The 19,371-nt window shown below is 54.7% G+C and carries 15 protein-coding genes; 8 read left to right on the forward strand and 7 right to left on the reverse strand.

Translation table 11 applies throughout. From position 1 onward, the window contains the following. Position 1 precedes the first annotated feature (1 nt). Both PXG97_RS05770 and PXG97_RS05775 read left to right on the forward strand, forming a co-directional pair. Positions 2-634: an HAD family hydrolase gene (locus PXG97_RS05770; RefSeq protein ID WP_276496763.1), complete on the forward strand. Its 633-nt coding sequence runs from the start codon at positions 2-4 to the stop codon at positions 632-634. Beyond that, entirely contained in the window at positions 621-1,907 is a 1,287-nt protein-coding gene (locus tag PXG97_RS05775) for a site-2 protease family protein (protein WP_276496764.1), read from the forward strand. The genes PXG97_RS05770 and PXG97_RS05775 overlap by 14 nt, the downstream gene beginning before the upstream one ends. 90 nt (positions 1,908-1,997) lie before the next feature. Here the strand turns inward: PXG97_RS05775 and PXG97_RS05780 are convergent, their stop codons facing one another. The 5 genes from PXG97_RS05780 to dnaB form a co-directional block, all read right to left on the reverse strand. Further along, complete coding sequence (locus tag PXG97_RS05780; protein ID WP_276496765.1) at positions 1,998-2,303, reverse strand: rhodanese-like domain-containing protein; 306 nt, start codon at positions 2,301-2,303, stop codon at positions 1,998-2,000. A gap of 3 nt (positions 2,304-2,306) precedes the next feature. Further along, positions 2,307-4,124, reverse strand: a complete 1,818-nt coding sequence (locus PXG97_RS05785; protein WP_276496766.1) for a T9SS type A sorting domain-containing protein — start codon at positions 4,122-4,124, stop codon at positions 2,307-2,309. A 250-nt stretch (positions 4,125-4,374) separates the two neighbouring features. Beyond that, positions 4,375-5,151, reverse strand: coding sequence for a PASTA domain-containing protein (locus PXG97_RS05790; RefSeq protein ID WP_276496767.1), 777 nt, complete (start codon positions 5,149-5,151; stop codon positions 4,375-4,377). Between the two features lie 84 nt (positions 5,152-5,235). Continuing rightward, positions 5,236-7,938, reverse strand: coding sequence for a D-alanine--D-alanine ligase family protein (locus PXG97_RS05795; RefSeq protein ID WP_276496768.1), 2,703 nt, complete (start codon positions 7,936-7,938; stop codon positions 5,236-5,238). A gap of 996 nt (positions 7,939-8,934) precedes the next feature. Further along, positions 8,935-10,509, reverse strand: a complete 1,575-nt coding sequence (dnaB, locus tag PXG97_RS05800; protein WP_276496769.1) for a replicative DNA helicase — start codon at positions 10,507-10,509, stop codon at positions 8,935-8,937. Between the two features lie 210 nt (positions 10,510-10,719). On the opposite strand from dnaB, the gene PXG97_RS05805 reads away from it, so the two are divergent. Together PXG97_RS05805 and PXG97_RS05810 are read left to right on the forward strand one after the other, a co-directional pair. Next, on the forward strand, positions 10,720-12,105 hold the full coding sequence (locus tag PXG97_RS05805) for a UDP-N-acetylmuramate--L-alanine ligase (protein WP_276496770.1): 1,386 nt from the start codon (positions 10,720-10,722) through the stop codon (positions 12,103-12,105). Positions 12,106-12,110: 5 nt separating this feature from the next. After that, entirely contained in the window at positions 12,111-12,917 is an 807-nt protein-coding gene (locus PXG97_RS05810; protein WP_276496771.1) for a 3'-5' exonuclease, read from the forward strand. A 545-nt stretch (positions 12,918-13,462) separates the two neighbouring features. Here the strand turns inward: PXG97_RS05810 and PXG97_RS05815 are convergent. Continuing rightward, positions 13,463-14,098 carry a hypothetical protein gene (locus PXG97_RS05815; protein ID WP_276496772.1) on the reverse strand — a complete coding sequence of 212 codons (636 nt, stop codon included), beginning with the start codon at positions 14,096-14,098 and terminating at the stop codon, positions 13,463-13,465. 11 nt (positions 14,099-14,109) lie between these two features. Next, the gene (locus PXG97_RS05820) at positions 14,110-14,904 is read right to left on the reverse strand and encodes a M48 family metallopeptidase (RefSeq protein ID WP_276496773.1); all 795 of its coding nucleotides are present in this window, start codon (positions 14,902-14,904) and stop codon (positions 14,110-14,112) included. Between the two features lie 356 nt (positions 14,905-15,260). Here PXG97_RS05820 and PXG97_RS05825 point away from each other — a divergent pair, with 356 nt between their 5' ends. From PXG97_RS05825 to PXG97_RS05840, 4 genes are all read left to right on the forward strand, one after another. After that, the gene (locus PXG97_RS05825; protein ID WP_276496774.1) at positions 15,261-15,872 is read left to right on the forward strand and encodes a fumarylacetoacetate hydrolase family protein; all 612 of its coding nucleotides are present in this window, start codon (positions 15,261-15,263) and stop codon (positions 15,870-15,872) included. Then, the gene (locus PXG97_RS05830) at positions 15,859-17,775 is read left to right on the forward strand and encodes a M23 family metallopeptidase (RefSeq protein ID WP_276496775.1); all 1,917 of its coding nucleotides are present in this window, start codon (positions 15,859-15,861) and stop codon (positions 17,773-17,775) included. The genes PXG97_RS05825 and PXG97_RS05830 overlap by 14 nt, the downstream gene beginning before the upstream one ends. Positions 17,776-17,873: 98 nt before the next feature. Beyond that, positions 17,874-18,323: a thioredoxin-dependent thiol peroxidase gene (gene bcp, locus PXG97_RS05835; RefSeq protein WP_276496776.1), complete on the forward strand. Its 450-nt coding sequence runs from the start codon at positions 17,874-17,876 to the stop codon at positions 18,321-18,323. Between the two features lie 151 nt (positions 18,324-18,474). Continuing rightward, positions 18,475-19,344 (forward strand): transketolase, encoded by an 870-nt coding sequence (locus PXG97_RS05840; RefSeq protein ID WP_476744964.1) that lies wholly within the window; start codon positions 18,475-18,477, stop codon positions 19,342-19,344. Positions 19,345-19,371: the final 27 nt, after the last annotated feature.

The following is a 19,371-nucleotide window of genomic DNA, read 5'->3' on the forward strand; positions in this document are numbered from 1 at the left end:
CGTGGACCTGACATACATCAACAACATCATCTTCGACCTTGGCGGCGTCATCATTAACCTGGATTACGACAAAAGCATACAGGAACTGCAGAAGCTGTGCAAAAGCAATTGCAACATCGCCTACAGTCAGAAAGAGCAGTCGCACCTGTTTGACCTGCTGGAGACCGGTAACTGCTCTAATGAGGATTTCCGGAATGGCCTGCGTGATACCTATGGAATAGATGCCACCGATGAGCAGATCGATGAGGCCTGGAACGCTATGCTGCTCGACATCCCGCAGGAGCGCATCGACCTGCTGCTGGAGCTGGGCAAGAAGTACCGCATTTTCCTGTTGAGCAATACCAACGACATTCACCTGCAGCGCTTCAACCAGATCGTGGCGCATAGCTTTACCATTCCGAGCCTGGACTCGCTGTTCGAGAAAACCTATTATTCGCACCTGGTGGGCAAACGCAAGCCGGATGCTGCCATCTTTGAGCAGATCCTGGCTGAGAACGGTCTGAACAAATCAGAAACGCTGTTCATCGACGACAGCATCCAGCATATCGAGAGTGCGAGCAAGCTGGGCCTGCACACGCTACACCTGCAGCCACCGCTTACCATAAACTCATTCTTCGCAGATGCTGCAGTCTAACCGGCGGCAACATGGGCTACATCTGCTGCTGTTCTGCCTCACACTGATCACCACCACCATTGCCGGGGCAGAATGGCGGTACGGTAAGCTGTTCTTTCTGGGTCCTCAGGGGTTCAGCTGGACGGGGACGCTTACCTGGGCCGAGTTCCTGGGTGGTTTATACTTCTCGCTGCCTTTCCTGGGGGTACTAACGGTGCACGAGTTCGGGCACTACTTCACGGCCCGCTACTACCGCACCGCCGTCACGCTGCCTTACTATATTCCGCTGTGGTTTGGTATTACCTCCTCCATTGGTACCATGGGGGCGTTCATCCGGATTAAGGAGCGCATCTTTTCGCGAAGGCAATTCTTTGATATCGGCATCGCCGGCCCACTGGCAGGCTTTGTAGTAGCCGTTCCGCTGCTTTTCTACGCCTTCACGAACCTGCCGGAGCCGGAGTACATCTTCACCATACACCCGGAGTACGAACAGTTTGGGTTAGATTATGCGCAGCATGTATACCAGCAAGGCTTCGGCAACTTTTCCTTGGGTAAAAACCTGCTGTTTATACTTTTCGAACGGTACGTGGCTGACCCGGCCCTGGTGCCGAACCAATACGAAATTATCCACTACCCTTTCCTGTTTGCTGGCTACCTGGCGCTGTTCTTCACAGCCCTGAACCTGCTGCCCATCGGCCAGTTGGACGGCGGCCATGTGCTGTACGGCCTTATCGGCTACCGCCGTTTTAACCAGCTCTCCCCAATCTTTTTTGCCTTGTTTATACTTTATGCGGGGCTGGGGGTGATATCGCCCTATACGGAGCCGGTGTGGGCCGAGGAGTTGCTGGTCGTGCTGGCGCCTTTTGCTTACTGGGCTTTCTCTAAACTGCTGAGCAACCGCAACCATGCCCTGGGGGCTACACTGGCTATGCTGCTGCTGCAGTACAGCCTGGCCGGCTTCTTTCCGGAGCTGGAGGCCTACTTTTGGCTGTGGCCGTTTTATGTGCTGTACCTGGTGTTTGTGTTGCAACCTGCCACGCCGCGTCTAAAGTACAGCTTATACTTGGCCGGGATAGTGCTGGTGGCGCAGGTGCTGATCTCGCTGGTTTTCCCGGAGTCCGATGGCTACAGTGGTTGGCTGGTGTTTGGTCTTTTGCTTTCCCGCGTGATGGGTATATTCCACCCCTCCTGCCCCGATGAGCGCGCCCTTACGCCATTGCGCAAAGCCTTGGGCATCCTCGCCTTTATTATCTTCCTGCTTTGCTTCACCCCTACGCCTTTCATCATAGACTAAGGCAGTACTGGCATCACCGAGAGGGGCAAGTATAAACAGAGAGGGAGCAGCTGTCATAGCTGCTCCCTCTCTGTTTAAAACAATCTTAGCTCAGCCTTGGTAAGCAAGGAAACCTCCCAGTAGGTTTCGCACGTTGCTGAAGCCCTGTTGCTGCAGGAAAGCCTTGGCAGAGGCGGAACGGGCGCCGGAGCGGCACTGCACAATCACTTCCTCATCCTTCAGGTCTTCCAGCTCCTCTAGACGCTGTGGCAGCGTGCCCAGCGGAATGTTCTTGGCACCGGCGATATTGGCTTCCTGATATTCCCAATCCTCGCGTACATCTATAATAACAGGAGTCTCCCCTTTGTTCAGGCGCTCCTTTAACTCTTCTGCGGTAATGTCTGCTGATGCAATCATAGTTTAGTTGGTTAGGATAATTTTCTTTGTGATACTAGCTTTTCTATTCTGAATACGCAAGGTATAAACTCCCGGTGACAGATGCCCTAATTGCAGAGGCTGCTGCCTACTTTTATACTTCTGATGATGCACCTGCCGCCCCAGCATATCATACACCTGCACCAGCTCATACGGCTCGCTCAGGAACACCTCACCCCGGCTTGGGTTCGGGAACACCCGCATGGCGGCGTTATACTTATCATCCTCCACGCCCAGCGGCTCCTGCCCCGTCATCACCGGACGCATCATAATGGCACCCTGAAAAGTGGTTTCCTCGGCCCAGCCACCAGAGGCGGTGTACGTGAACCGGTGGCCGGCGGCGTGCTCGTTTTTATCGAAACCGATGTTCACGTACCTGCTGCCCGGCTGCGTCCAGCCGATGTAAAAAGGCCCCTGCACCCGCACCGGCTGCGTCAGCTCCACCTCATAGAAGCCGTTGAGGGAGTCTGAATACTGTATCTGGAAACTCTGCTGGTAAACCGACTCGCCCGGCAAACCATTCGCATCATCCCAAATCCTGAAGGTGATGGAGCTGCCGGAGATATCCTGCCCCACCCTCGGGAAGTATACACGGAAAGCCCGCACCTGGTCTGTCAGGTTTGCATCGAAGCGCTGGGCCACCTGCGTGTTGCCCGTGCCCAGGAAGCTGAACCCTGCCTCGGCGGTGCCGTCGTCCAGGGCATAGTAATCGGCAAACACGGTGCTGCGCTCGGTCAGGTCGTTGGCTCGTTGCCGCGGGCTCTGCTCTTTGGTATCCAGCCAGATGCCATGTACCAGCACAAAGCTGTCGGAGGCGGGCAGGTTAATATTTTCAACGGTGGGTATACCTGTCACCGGATACTGACGCGCCAGGCCAGGGATGAGCGCCTGCTCCCGCAGGAAGGTGTCGGCTGCTGCCGTTCCGGCCTTTCGGATGTAGCCGCGCCAACTGATGGCACCCGGAAAGTCACCCAGGTTATTGAGCGTTGCTTGCACCTCTTCGGCCAGTTCTGCCTCGGGGTTAGCCAGAAACTGGCGAGCGGGCATGGCGGTATAGTTCTTCAGCAGCCTGCTTATACTTTGGCTTATGGCGATGTCGCGGTTAGTGTTTTGGCCTTTGCGGCGATTCTTGTCCAGTTCCACATAATCCAGGTTCCAGACATCGGCCAGTCCGTTGCGCAGCCCCACGTTACGGAACCGGAACCGGAAGCCACTGTGGAAGTACCTCGCCTCCCGCAGCCCCACAAACACCTGGGCAAAATCGGTCACCTCTCCCACTGCTGGCTGCCGCCATACTTCCTGCCAGGTACCGGTATTGTCCAGGAACTCCAGTGCCAGGTAGCGCAGGTTACTCTCCGTCCTATCCGGCACATCGCCCAGGCCGCCCGACTGCCAATAGAAGCTCAGGTACACAGAGTCCGCCGGCGTGAGGCCGCCTAAAAGTATAGGGGCGGAAGTAAGCGTGTCTGACGGACCGGCTGCCAGCGAGTTAGGGGCGTAGGCGCGGCCACGGGCATCCAGCCCGTCCAGCGAGGCGACGTTTAGTGTGATCGGGCGCAGGGCGTAACGGTTGTTGATGAACACGCCGCCACTGTTCCACCGTGCAGTGCTCAGGGTATCTGCCTGCGCAAAGTCATCGAAGAAGGGCAGCGTTTGTTCTGCCGCCAACCGTAGCTGGATTGCCTTTGTATACTTTTGTGGCTGGCGTGCCTCCTGCTGCAATGGCTGCAGCACTGCCTGCGCAGAGGCTCCTGCGGCTGCCCCGCCAAGTATAAAAAGTATAAGCGCCAGCTGTTTTTTCATTCCAGACATTAATTTGAGGACAAAAGGTAGCATTTCCGCTACTCTGATGCAAACATTATGGTTGCGACCATGCCTACGTGGCTGCGGTTTAGCGCCGAATTCCGGCGCCACTCCGGGCTATGCGTTGGCACTGCCCGGGCACCTGCCGTTGTACTCTTAACGTGCGTGGCGGTTGCCTCCTTGCAACGCTGAGGCAATAAAAAAGCGCCTGCCATAGTTGGCAGGCGCTTCTGTTTATACTTCCGGAGGTCTACTCTATTCCCTGCACCGGCTCCTGACCGGCCACCCATAGGTCCACCATCTCGCCCACGCGTATTTTGGCTCCCACCTCTGAGAAAGGACGCTGCTTCAGCACGGTTCCGTCCGGCTCTCCGCTGCCCTGTACATAGAAGATGTTGCCGATCTGCAGCCCCTGCCCTACCAGCAGCACCGAGGCTTCATCCACCGGCATCCCGATAACCTTCGGCATCTCAAACTCTGTCTCGCCCAGGCCATCGCCCACGTGCAGGTCAACCAAGGCTCCTTTCGCCACCATCTCGCCCGGTTTTACCTCCTTGCCGTTTACAAACTGCTTCAGCACGGCGTTTTGCTGCAGGTCCGGCACATAGGTAATCTTGCCTTTGCGCAGGTCGTAGCTTTTAAGAATCAGTTCCGCATTTTTAACTGATCCGTCAATCAGCTTCGGCATCTTGATCATCGGCGGGTTCTTCATATTCACCGAGACATAGATTTTGCGGTTCTCCTTCACCTTAGAACCCGGTGCCGGGTCCTGCGTCAGGATCTGAAACGGCTCCAGGTCTGGCTTATAGGTCGAGTCGTTGATGAAGTAGCGCAGGTTCTGCTCCTCCAGCAACGTCTCGGCATCCTGCAGCTGCATGCCGGTTATCTTCGGCACCGAAATACTCTCACCGTGGTTGGTGGTAGATGGCAGGTAATAGTAAAAGAAACCCAGGATCAGGGCCGCCACAATTACGCCCATGATCAACAGGTGCTTGATCACACCTAAAAATGTATTCGCTTTAAACATGCGTATTTTGGTTGCTGGTTGTTAGCTTTTAGTTACTGTACTTCATCAACTCTCTAACTCCCAAACGCCTAAATTCTTTAACTTCTAAATCTCCGCTTTCAATCTTGTCCGCTCCATCCCGTACTGCAAAATGCGGTCGATGAAGTCATAGGGTTTATACCCGTTGATGGCCGTCTGGTGGAAGATGCAGGTAGCCGGCGTCATGCCCGGCAAGGAGTTCACCTCAATGATGATCGTCTCCACCTCGTCGTTCTCCAGCACACGCACAAAGGCGTCGATACGGGCATAGCCTTCTATGTTCAAAATCTGGGCCACACGCTTCAGGTCCTCCTTCACTTTGTCGGAGATCTTCTGGCGGCGCTCCGGGTCGGCAGCATAGCGGGCAGGCGTGATGTTCTGTCCCTCTCCGGCCAGGAACTTCTCCTCCAGCGATAGCACTTCGCCCTCAGCCAGCGCCTCCGAGGCCTCAAACACCTCGTAGCCAATGGTGCCGTCGGGGTTATACTTGGTCAGCAAACCGCCGGTGATTTCCAGGAAGTGCTTCGCGCCGTTTTTACTGATCAGCGTCTCCACCAGGAAGCCAGCCTTGTTCGGAAATTCCTCTTTAAAGCCCAGCGACAGGGTGCGGGCACACTCTGTGTCCAGCTCCTCCATCTCCCGGAAAATCAGGGTAGTGAAGGCCTCCAACTCCTGACGGTTCTTGATCTTCTTCACGGCAGAGCTGCAGCCATCGTCGGCGGGCTTGGCAATGAACGGATACCTGAACTCCGCCTCCAGGCTTTGGAAGAAGGCTTCTTTATCCTGCAGCCAATCCTCTTTCCAGGCCATTTTATGGTGCGCCACCGGCACGCCATGCTTAGCCAGGATCTCGTTGGTTTCATACTTGTTGATGGTGATCTGCGAGGAGCGGATGCCCGACCCGTTGTACGGGATGTGCAGTTTCTCCAGCTCCTGCTGCAGCGCCCCATCCTCTCCCGGGCGGCCATGCAGGGCAATGAACACCACATCCACCAGGTTCTTCAACTGGTCATAGGTGATGCGCTGCGGCTCCTGCAGGCTGCGGCCTGTATACTTGCGGGTAATAGTGGCAGCTTCCTCCGTGATCTGGGCCAACACCGGGTGCGGCTTGCCGCCCTGTTCAAAGTATAGCACCTTCTCCTTAATATCGTCGGCGTTATCCTTCAGCATGATGTTGATCGGAATCGTGTACAGGCGGTGCGCCTCGTTGCTTCCGGTTAAAAAGATCGGAAGCGGCTCATACTTGACAGAAGACGACAGCTTCTCGTAAATATTGCGTCCGCTCTCCACGGAAATATGGCGCTCCGAAGAGTAACCGCCCATGATCACACCCACGCGGATCTTCTCCTGGCGGTGCGCCTGCTCATCTTTTATACTTTTATCCAGCTGCTGCAGTAAGCGCGACAGCCTTACCGTGTCCTTACCGGTCTTCAGGCGCTCGGCCACCGAGGTGCGGATAATGTAAGTCAGGAACTGCGACGGGTTCAACCCGATCTCAGCCGCCTGATGGAAGAAGAACGACGAGGGCAGCATGCCCGAGGTCGTGTTCGGGTCGTTCAGGAAAATCTCTCCTGCTTCAGTAATAAAGCCGTCCAGGCGGGCGTACACGTTAAACCCGAAGGCAGTGAATAGCCTGCTGGTGGCTTTGCGTATCTCTTGTATCTGCTCGGTTGGCAGGTTAATTGGCGTGATCTTGCGGCTCAGGCCCGGCAGGTATTTCGAACGGTAGTCGAACACTTCGCTGCCTTTCACAATCTCGGTTGGCGGCAGGGCAATTGGCTGCCCCTGCTCATCCTGCACCACAATGCACGAGAACTCCCGGCCCAGTATAAAGGCCTCTACCAGCACCTGCTGCTCGTGTTCCACGTTTGTCAGCGTGATGCTGTCGGTGGCAGTAGCGCTGAACGTATGGTTGATGTAGTTGAATAGCTCCTCCGGGTGGTAAATGATCTGGCCATCTTCCAGCACCACCGGCATGCCAATTCCTTCACGGATATCCACCAGCTGCTTCATGCTCATCAGCTGCCTCTCCTCGCCCATCGCCAGCCACTGGCTCTTGTAAATGGTCTTGGTGAAGAAGCTGCGCTCTACGCCTGCCTCAAACGCATCAAAATCATCCTCTTTGACGATGGACACACCGATTGAGGAACCCTGGTGCGGCGCCTTGAGCACCAGCGGCAAGTTTAAGTCAGCTTTTAACTGCTCAAATATCTGACGGCGGTTTTCCTTGTTGCTCCACGCAGCGTACTGTATCGTTCTGTAGTCCGGCGTCGGGAAGCCATGCTGCTTGAGCATTTCCTTCTGCGCGGCTTTATCGATACCAATTGCCGACGGAAGTATACCGGACCCGGAGTACGGAATATGGTACCACTCCAGCAGGCCCTGAATGCTGCCGTCCTCGCCATACGGGCCATGCAATGCCAGAAAGGCGAAGTCGAAATGCTGCTTAAACTCGTTTGGCTGCAGGCGCTTACCGGCTTTGGCGATAATCCTGTCCTGCTCCTCCACTCTTAGCTCACCCAGCGACTCCAGGTAAATCTGCAGGCCGTGCTCGCTCTCGGGCAAGGCCTCTACCGGTGGGTAAAAGTCGCGGATGGTGCCTTTGTAGATAAACTGCCAGTCGAGCAGAATAAAGTTGCCCAGGCTGTCTACAAACACCGGAACGGCCTCAAACAGAGACTTGTCTAGATTATCGTATACCGTACGGCCACCTGCAAACGAGATTTCACGCTCGCGCGAAGGGCCACCAAAGATGATTCCTACTTTCATTGAAGCAAAGGTAATAAATGAGGGGCTTAAGTTAAGTAGAATTTAGGAGCTTAAAAATGCAGCCTCCTGATACTTTCATTTGCAGCATACTTACACGGTTAAAAGGGCTGTGTAAAGCAAAGGGCTTTTATACTTTAGCCGGACCTGCGGTGATGTAGCTGCTTTGGCTGAAGTATAAGCTTCATGGCGGCTGGTCGTAGCATCAGCAGAAGTGTAAACCCACCCTAAGAGCTATGCTCGCTAGCTATGAACTCTCGTGTAGCTAATCCAAATGAAGGGAGTTCTGCAGTACCGGGTTTAACCACCCCTGCCCCTCCGAGGAGGGGAATTAATGAACAATTGTCATCCCCCTGCCCCTTTCCAAGAGGAGCTATACTTGTTTCATAGCAAAGGCAGTGGCTATCGAACTTGCTCCCAGCCTTTGGGTTGAGCGCCTTGTGAGATTCCGGTGCCGCCTTGGCGGTATTGCGACCGAAGGGTAGCAAAGGAAGGGAACACAGCGCGATGCCCGAAGGCGAGGCCTCCCGGCCTGGGAGGGCAGAAAGTATACTATGAAACATTAGGTATGTAAAGCTGGAGGATGAACAGTGGCTAGTAAGAATAGCTTGCTTCAGGTTGCGGAAAGCGGTTGATTAGGGAATTATAGCCAAAGTATAAAGTATGGCTTTTCAAGCCACTCGGATTTCAAATCCGAGGTTGTAGAAAGGCACGGGTTGCAAACCCGCACCAGCAGGGGGGCTTGGCTCAGGCTATGGAAAGCAGTAGCAAAGAGAGGCACAAGCGGACGCTTGCGCCAGGAGGAGGGACAAAGGCTCAGGCGAAAGTCTGTGCTAGGAAAAGCCAGACGCTCGCAGGACTTTCAGACGCTGCTAGAGCTATAAAAACAGAAAAGCCACTGGCTTGCGGCACAGCGGCTAATCCTCCTTTGGCTATTCGTTTATACTTGTGACGTAGGCACGAAACGCAGACCACGCACAGGTACTGATTCAAATTTCTTTAAAACGGCGGCTCCTCATCAAAATTCGAGGCCGGGAAACCTCCCCCACCGCCACCGTCGTTCATGCGGCTACCCAAGCGTATGGCTCCGGGCGTTTCCGTGTCGAAGGTGCTATTCGGCAGCGCGTTAAAACCGCCCATGGCATCTCCCCCGAAGTCATTGTCGAGGTTCGTAAACTTAGTGAACTTACCAATGAATTTCAACTGCACGTTCTCCAGGGAGCCGTTACGGTGCTTGGCAATGATCACTTCCCCTACCCCTGCCGTTGGGTTGCCCATTTCATCTTCGGTGATGCCGTAGTATTCCGGACGGTACAGGAAGCATACCATGTCAGCGTCCTGCTCAATCGAGCCGGATTCACGAAGGTCAGAGAGTTGCGGCCGCTTGTCGCCACCACGGGTTTCCACGGCGCGGCTCAGCTGCGAGAGCGCGATCACCGGCACATTGAGTTCCTTGGCCAGCATCTTGAGGGCCCGTGAAATGGAAGCAATTTCCTGCTCTCGGTTACCCCCACCCTTGCCGTCGGCGTTGCCGCTCATCAGCTGCAGGTAGTCAATGATGATCATCTGGATGTCGTACTGCGCCTTCAGGCGGCGGCACTTGGTACGCAGCTCCCGGATTGAAAGGCCCGGCGTATCGTCAATGTAAATAGGTGCCTCGGTGAGCTTAGCGATTTTATGGTTGAGCTGTGCCCACTCATACTCTTCCAGGCTACCTTTCTTGATCTTCTCCGACTCCAGCTCTGCCTCCGAGGAAATGAGTCGATTCACAAGCTGCAGCGAGGACATCTCCAGCGAGAAAATAGCCACACCTTTGCCAAAGTCCACCGCAGCGTTACGCATACACGACAGAACGAAGGCCGTTTTACCCATCGCCGGACGTGCCGCAAGTATAACCAGGTCAGACTTCTGCCAGCCTGAGGTTACGCGGTCCAGGGCCGTCAAGCCACTCGGTACCCCCGTCAGGCCATCCGACTGCTTACGCTTCTCCTCCAGTTCCTTAATGGCCTGGTGCATGAGCGAGCGCATGTCGTCAAAATTCTTGCGGATGTTGGATTCCGATACCTCATAGAGTTTGGCTTCGGTCTTGTCGAGCAGCTCGAACACGTCGGTGGTATCCTCAAAGGCACTGGAAAGCACCTCGGAAGAGATCGAGATCAGGTCGCGCTTGATGGAGTTCTCCGTGATGATACGGGCGTGGTACTCGATGTTAGCGGCCGAGTTCACGCGGGTGGTCAGCTGCGTGACGTAGTAGGCTCCGCCCGCCAGTTCCAGCTCCCCGTGCTCGCGCAGCTCCTGCGTTACCGTCAGGATATCAATAGGTTCTGATTTATCGAACAGGGAGAGTATGGCCCTGAAAATGCGCTGGTGCGCCTCTTTGTAAAAGCTCTGCGGGCGCAGAATATCGATCACGTTAGTCAGGGCGTCCTTCTCCAACATCAGAGCGCCTAAAACGGCCTCTTCCAGATCAAGTGCCTGCGGCGGCTTCTTGCCCAACTCCGAAACTACGGGGGCTTTTTTCTGCCAGCCGTTGCGGTTTCCCGCAGGTCGCACATTCATTTTCATCTCCTCCATAAGCACAAAGATATATCCTTATATAACCTGCGCCCGAAAAATGTTCGTAAAACTTGCCCACTAGGGTTTCAACAGCTGCAGGGCTTGCTTTACACAGGTTATCCACACCAATATACACATATCCACAAAGTATCCACATATTAACCTATAGCTATTTTATATTAAGCGAGGACTTCTAACTTTGTCTGATTGAGTACACAATTGTTGCATATGGAGAAGAAGGATTTTCAGCATATACACCTCATCGCCATGGGCGGTAGCATTATGCACAACCTGGCGCTGGCCCTGCACGACAAGGGGCTGAAAGTGACGGGTTCGGATGACGAGATTTACGAGCCGGCCAAAAGCCGGTTGGCTGCCGCCGGCATTCTGCCGGAGCAGGAAGGCTGGTGCCCGGAGAAGTTGGACAGCCGGCCTGATGCCGTTATTCTGGGCATGCACGCCCGCCCCGATAACCCGGAGCTGCAGCGCGCCCAGGAACTGAATATCCCGATCTACTCCTTTCCGGAGTTTATCTACGAGCAGAGCCGCGACAAACAGCGCGTGGTGATAGGCGGCAGCCACGGCAAAACCACCATCACCAGCATGATCATGCACGTGCTCCAGCATATCGGCCGCAAGTTCGATTATGCCGTGGGCGCGCAGCTGGAGGGCTTCGACCGCATGGTGAAACTTTCGGACGATGCCCCGGTCATCATCATTGAGGGGGACGAGTACCTCTCGGACCCGATCAAGCGCGTGCCGAAGTTCCACCTCTACCACCACCACATCGCTGTGATCAGCGGCATCAGCTGGGACCACATCAACGTGTTCCCGGACCCGGACATGTACCGCGACCAATTCCGCATCTTTGCTGAGATGACGCCGAAGGCCGGGACCCTGATCTATAACCAGGACGACGAGCAGGTGCAGCTGGTGAGCGTGCCGCGCAACCCAGCCGATATTTCCTACATCGGCTACGGCGTGCACGAGCATAGCATCCGCAACGGCAAAACTATACTGCATACGAAGAAGGACGGCGATGTGGAAGTGCAGCTGTTTGGGGAGCACAACCTGCGCAACCTGAACGCGGCCAAAGAAGTGTGCAAGAAGATTGGTGTAAAAGCGCATGACTTTTACGAGGCCATGAAGACCTTTAAGGGTGCCGCCAAGCGCCTGCAGAAATTAGGCGAGTCGGCCACGGCCAACATCTACCGCGACTTTGCCCACGCCCCGTCTAAAGTAAAGGCCAGCACCGAGGCCGTGAAAAAGCAGTTCCCGCAGCGTGCGCTGGTGGCGGTGCTGGAGCTGCATACTTTCAGCAGCCTGAACAAGAAATTTATTCCGCAGTATGCCGGCGCCCTGGACCTGGCCGATGAACCGATCGTGTTCTTCAGCCCCAAAACGCTGGAGCACAAACGCATGGAGATGCTGACGGAGCAGGAGCTGAAAGACGCTTTCAAAAACCAAAACCTGAACGTATTCACCGACTCAGAGGCACTGCAGCAGCACCTTCTGGAGCGCAACTGGCAAAACGCCAACCTGCTGCTCATGAGCTCGGGCACTTATAACAACATTAACCTGGAGGCGCTAACGCAGGCGGTTCTGAAATCCTAGAAAGCATGAAGTTACACCTCAAGCGCCCTATCGTTTTTTTTGACCTAGAAACCACCGGCACTGACATCGGCAAAGACCGCATTGTAGAGTTGAGTGCCCTTAAAGTGATGCCGAACGGCGAGGAAATCCTGAAGACGCGCCGCATCAACCCCACCATTCCGATCCCGCTGGAGTCGAGCCTGATCCATAAGATCTATGATGAGGATGTGGCGGACTGCCCTACCTTTAAGCAGGTGGCGCACGACTTGAATAAGTTTCTGGAGGGCTGCGACCTGGGCGGTTACAATGTACTGCGTTTCGACATCCCGCTGCTGGCTGAGGAGTTCCTGCGCTGCGACATCGACTTTGACATCGAGAACCGTAGCATTGTGGATGCCTGCCGCATTTTCCACCAAATGGAGCAGCGCACGCTGTCAGCGGCCTACAGATTCTACTGTAACAAGACGCTGGACAATGCCCACAGCGCAGAGGCTGATACTGTGGCCACTTATGAGATTCTGAAGGCACAGTTGGAGCGCTACCAGGAAACACCTTTCGAGACTTCGGAAGGTTTGACGGAGTACCCGGTGCAGAACGATATGGCGGCCCTGCACAAGTTTACCTTCCAGAAAACCGCTGACCTCTCGGGGCGCATTGTATATAACAACGCCGGGCAGGAGGTATTTAACTTTGGCAAGTATAAAAATGTGCCGGTGGAGGAAGTACTGCAAAAAGAACCGAGCTATTACGACTGGATGATGAAAAGCGAATTCCCGCTGTACACCAAAAAGGTCCTCACGCGCATCCGGTTGCGCGGCATGCAAGTATCTTAGGCAGTGGGAGAAGCTGGTTTAGGTGAATGTGGCTGTTGCGGTGTAGCTTAACCACTAGCCCGAGCTTGCAGCTCGGGCTTTCCCTGTTGCAACTGCTTTCCGCAGCTGGAAGCAAGCTATCCTTACTAGCCACTGTTTATCCACGGCTTTACGAGCGGCTCTTTTCATCTCTGGCTTTGGTGCTCTCCAGCCCGAGAGGGCTCGTCCTCGGGCATCGCGCTGTGTTCCCTCCTTGCCTCGCTTCTCTCGGCATGCCCTTGGCGGGCACCGGATCTCACAAGGCGCTCAACCCAAGGACTGGGAACAGTTTTCGATAGCTGCTGCTATGCAACTTGAACTAAGTCCCCCTTCGAAGGGGGTAGGGGGATGTAGTTGTCTGCAGGAGATTCCCCTCCTCGGAGAGATTAGGGGTGGGTTGATCGTTCCTATAGCCCCTCTCCTTGAATGGGCTAGTGCTTGCACCGTAAGAACCAACTGCGACTTGGAAAGGTATAATAACAGAAGCGGCCACTACAATGTAGTGGCCGCTTCTGTTATAAGTAGAGTTACTTTTTCTTTTTATCCTCCTGCTCGCGGGTAGAGCGGAGCCTGGGGTTGTCCTTCAACAGCGAGTTACCCTCAGCATAGCGGTGCTCGCAGTTATTGCCAGGGGCCCTGGAAGAGCACTGGCACCCCGTGATGCGGTTGCCGGAAAAGGTGAAGTAGCAAAACCCACAGCCTATGGAGGAACGACAAATATGCCGGGCTCCCTTACTGCTTAGGTACAGGCTGTTATCTGCGGCAAGGTCCAGCTCCAGGGCCATGCTTCTGTAGGCACCGTTCTGTATCCCCAGGCCCACCAGGTAATACGCCGGCTCATCCTCCTTCGTCTCCTGCACCTTACGGATCATCACCTTGTCCACCACCGTGCCATCGCCAAACTCCTTGATAAAGGGCTGCATCAACTGCCCAGTAGGCACAATGTAATCCACTGTATCAAACACGACCTGCGCCAGAAGCACACCATCATAAGGCACCTCTGCCTCCAGCTCGCCCCCTTCCGGGTTTTCCCCGTTCTCCTCCTGTATAAACTCTCTGGTGGAGCAGGCTGAGGAAGCCAGTAGCAGGAAAAACAGCAGGTATAGCAACCTGCTTCTCTTCAGGGTGTCGCCGGACGTGCGGCTTCTTTTGTCTGTGGTCATGTAGTGGTTTTTTAGCGCTTGTAATACTTCAGCGCCTCAGGCATAAACTTTTTCAGGTCTGCCTGTCTGGTACCGGCGCTTGGGTGCGTGGATAGGAACTCCGGCGGGGCCTGGCCACCGCTCTTCGCCTCCATCCGCTGCCAGAAAGGTACAGCTTCTTCTGGATTATATCCAGCCATGGCCATAAAAATTAAGCCTAACTTGTCAGCCTCCGACTCTTGGGTGCGGCCATACTTCAGAAGGCCCAGTTGAGAGCCTACACCGTATACCGCCATAACCAGGTTTTGGGCCGTACCAGGCTGAGCGCCAGCCAGTGCAGAAAGCGTTTGCCCACCGAACTGCTGGGCCAGTTGCTGGCTCATGCGTTCGTTGCCGTGCTTGGCAATGGCGTGAGCGATCTCGTGGCCCATTACCACAGCCAGGCCGGTCTCGTTCTGCGCCACCGGCAGGATGCCCGTATACACCACAGTCTTGCCGCCGGCCATCGCCCAGGCGTTCACTTGGTCGTCTTCGATCAGGTTAAACTCCCACTCGAATCCCTGCAGTTCCTGCGACAGGCCGTTGGCGGCCATGTACTGCTCCACGGCCCGCTGTATGCGCTGGCCGGCGCGCTTCACCATGGCTGTGGCCTGGGCATCGCGGGAGAGTTTGTTCTCTTTCAGGAATTGGTTGTAGGCATCGTAGCTCAGCGACTGCATCTGGGCGTCAGACACCAGGTTTAGCTGCCGGCGGCCTGTAATCGGCACCGTTGTACAGGCCACTAACGTAACCACAGCTAGTGTAAATACAATAATCTTCTTATACATCGTTTTATATGTTTTAATGGCTTCTGGAGACCCAATTCAAATTTTGAACCAATTTTACAGAAACCGATCGCAATTATATGAATAAATTAGCATTAATAGATACTTCGGGAGCCGATCTAACGTTAGGCTGTTCCGCTTCAACAGCTTAAAACATCGGTTCCTGCACAAGTATACGATAGCACCGCGGATAAGAGTTATGAGACAGAGCGCCTACAGCAATTGCACTCCCGGGTGGCCGAAACAAGTGTAAATCAGGCGGCCTCGTGTACCGCAGGCCCTTTATTTTTTTGCTGATTTCGCTGGGGCTCTCCGTTAGAAATCCTATTTTTGAGAATAGAACCGAAAACACCCTTTACATGAAGATATTAGCCATCGGCAGGAATTATGCTGAGCATATTGCCGAGCTCCAGAACGAGGTGCCAGACGAGCCTGTGATATTTTTTAAACCCGACACAGCCGTACTTCGCCACAACGAACCATTTTACTATCCCGAGTACAGCAACGACATACACCACGAGGTGGAACTGATCCTGCGCATCAGCCGCGAGGGCAAGAACATCGAGAAGAAGTTTGCCCACAAGTACTACGATGCCATCGGCCTGGGCATAGACTTCACGGCGCGCGACCTGCAGGCCAAAGCCAAAGCCAAGGGACTACCCTGGACACTGGCCAAAGGCTTTAACGGCTCTGCCCCCATCTCCGAGTTTCTGCCGCTGTCAGACTTCCCGGACCTGCAGAACATCAGCTTTAGGCTGGATGTGAACGGCGAGACAAAGCAGCAGGGAAATTCTAAAATGATGCTGAACTCATTTGACGACATCATCGCCTACATTTCAAAGTTCATCACCCTGAAAAAAGGGGACATTATTTACACAGGAACACCGGAGGGCGTAGGCCCCGTTAAAATTGGAGACAGGCTGGAAGGATATGTTGAAGACAAGAAACTCCTCGATTTTGAAGTTAAATAAACAGCGGCTTGCCACAGCCGTACTTGCTTTGTTCACTGGCTTTGGCGCCATGGCGCAGATGCCGGCTGAGGCCCCCATGCCTGCCCCGGCCGATTATTTCCTCTTCCCGATAAAGCCGGGCGAGCGCAATTTCCTGTCAGGCACCATGGGTGAGATCCGCTCGAACCATTTCCACGGCGGGCTCGACATCAAGACTGACCAGCGCGTGGGCCTAAACGTGCACGCAGCCGCCGACGGCTACATCTCACGCGTCAAGCAATCCACCTACGGCTACGGCAACATCATCTATGTAACACACCCCAACGGGCTGGTGACCACCTATGCGCACCTGATGGAGTTTTACAAGCCGCTGGCTGACCATATCCTGCAGAAGCAGTACGAGAAGCAGACCTTTGAGCTGGAGCTTTTCCCGGAGCCGGGGCAGTTCCCTGTGAAACGCGGCGACGTGATCGGCCTCTCGGGCAACACGGGTGGCTCGGGTGGCCCTCACCTGCACTTCGAGATCCGCGATAAGGAAGACCGCCTCTACAACCCGCTGCGCTATACTTTTAAGGAGGTGATCGACACCACGCCGCCGGACATCTACAGTGTGGGCATCGCACCGCTCAACATCCACTCCAGGATAAACAATGAGTTTGAACGCACCGAGTTGAGGACGAAAAAAGTTGGTAACAACTATGTGCTGCCTGATACGGTACACGCCCATGGCCTGCTGGGGCTGGAGCTGCAGACCATCGACCGGCTGGACGGGGCCACCAACAAGAACGGTACCCAGGAGGTGACGCTTTTCGTGAACGGCAAGCAGCTCTACAACCATTACATCGACAGAGTGCCCTTTGAGCTGTCGCGGCAGGTGTCGCAGCACATTAACTATGGCCAGTACAAGCGCCGGGGCAGCACGTTTCAGAAAGCCTTTGTGGACCATGGCAACGACCTGCCGCTGTACAAGGCCAACGATCACGACGGCCGCCTGAAGGTGCAGCCAGACTCGGTTTACCAGGTAAAGCTGGTGGCTCGCGACTCCTATAACAACACCTCCACCCTCAGCTTCACGGTGAAAGGGCAAAAGCCGACGTTTACCCAGTCCAGGTCGGACAAAGTGATCAAGCCAGCCATCAGCGGCTACGAGATTGTGGGCAACGTGCTTAAGATCAGTGCCGCCGACACCAGCGCCACACCGAAAAACATCGAACTGTTTGTGGGTGGCCGGGAGCTGATGCTGGTACCCAGCTACGTCAGCAACTCTGTCTCGGTGAGCCTCTACGACCTGCGTGCCGGCCTGCCGGACTCCATGCGCTTCTGCGGCCTGAACACCAGCTTCGGGCTGGAGAAAATGGTGCCGCCGGCGCAAGATTTCCGTTTCCGCAACGATTACCTGCAGCTGAACTTCGACAAGCAATCGCTGTACGACACCCTATACTTGCAGACAAGCCTGGACAAGGGGGAGTTTACCATCGGCGACTACTTTACGCCGCTGCACAAGGCAATCAAGGTTACCCTGAAAGTGGATACCACGGGCGTTGACCAAAGCAAGGCGGCCGTATACTTCCTGGGCCTGGGCCGTGGCCGTGGCTACACAGGCGGCAAATGGGAAGGCAACACCGTCACCTTCTACACCAAGAACATGGGCAAGTTCAAAGTACTGGAAGACACCAAGGCGCCTTACATCAAGCTTGTGAGCAAGAGCCGCAACGGCATCAGCTTCAAGATATCCGACGACCTGTCGGGCCTTAACTCGTTTAATGCCTGGGTGGACGGAAAGTGGCTTCTGATGAAGTATGAGCATAAAACCGCCACCATCTGGTCTGAGAAACTCGATAAAGACATACCTTTGTCGGGCGAGGTGATCCTGAAGGTGAAGGATAACGCCGGCAACGAAGCCACCTACACTACCAGAATTTAAGATAGACTAAGGACTATTTGACGAAGGACAAAAGACTTTAAAGAAGATCCACAAGAGTCCTTTGTCTTTCATCAAATAGTCAAGGAATCAAGAAAAATATGACACTGAACATCGGAGACAAAGCGCCTGATTTCGAAGGCAAAGATCAGAACGGAAAAACCGTCAAGCTAAGTGACTACCGCGGCAAGAAAGTGATCCTTTACTTCTACCCCAAGGACAACACACCTGGCTGCACCGCCCAGAGCTGCAACCTGCGCGACAACTACGGCGGCCTGAAAAAAGAAGGTTATGAGGTGATCGGCATAAGTATAGACAGCGAAAAATCGCACCAGAACTTCATCAGTAAGTATGAGCTTCCCTTCACGCTTATCGCCGACACCGACAAACAGATCGTAGAGCAGTACGGGGTGTGGCAGGAGAAATCGATGTATGGCCGCAAGTACATGGGCACAATGCGCTATACTTTTGTGATAGATGAAGAGGGTAACATCCAGGACATCATCACAAAAGTGAAAACAAAGGACCACGCCGCACAGATACTGAAGTAAAACATAAACGTAGCTGCCTCCTTCCGCAGCTGCGTTTTTTTGTTATATTTGGACGTCAGTACAAGTATAAATATGTAGATACGGCTGCCGGTGCAGTATCTTTTGCCATGCGGGGCAGGCCGTATACTTTATTCAACAACCTTACAACCATATTCAGAAAAACGTGAACCCACATAACCTAAGCATCGAAGAGTTGAAGCAGACGGCTGCGCAGGTGCGCCGCGATATTGTGCGCATGGTGCATGCCGTTAACTCCGGCCATCCGGGCGGCTCACTTGGCTGCACCGATTACTTCGTGTCGCTCTATTTCAGGGTGATGAACTACAGCACCGATTTTACGATAGATGGCAAAGGCGAAGACCTGTTCTTCCTCTCCAACGGCCATATCTCGCCGGTGTGGTACAGCACGCTGGCCCGTGCCGGCTTCTTTGACGTTAAAGAGCTGGCCACTTTCCGCAAGCTAAACTCCAGGCTGCAGGGCCACCCTACCACGCACGAGGGGCTGCCGGGTGTCCGCGTTGCCTCCGGCTCACTGGGGCAGGGGCTTTCTGTGGCTTTGGGTGCAGCCCAAACCAAAAAGCTGAACAACGACGATAGCCTGGTGTACGTGCTGATGGGCGACGGCGAACTGGAAGAAGGCCAGATTTGGGAAGCTGCCATGTATGGCGCGCACCACAAAGTGGATAACCTTATCGCCACCGTAGACCGCAACGGCCAGCAGATAGACGGTTCGACCGCTGAAGTAGCAGGTCTGGGTGACCTGCGCGCCAAGTTCGAGGCCTTTGGCTGGCACGTGCTGGAGGCCGACGGCAACAATTTTGAGCTGCTGCTGCCAGCCCTGGAGGATGCCAAGGCCGCCACGGGCAAAGGAAAGCCGGTTTTGATCCTGATGAACACGGAAATGGGCTTTGGGGTGGACTTTATGATGGGTTCCCACAAGTGGCATGGTGTGGCGCCAAACGACGAGCAGCTGGAGATAGCCCTGCAGCAGCTGGCCGTGGAACAGGCTGCAGACTACTAACATACATTTTATCGCCTCAGCCCATCC

The sequence above is a fragment of the Pontibacter litorisediminis genome, from assembly GCF_029360645.1.
In the GTDB taxonomy this organism is placed as follows: domain Bacteria; phylum Bacteroidota; class Bacteroidia; order Cytophagales; family Hymenobacteraceae; genus Pontibacter; species Pontibacter litorisediminis.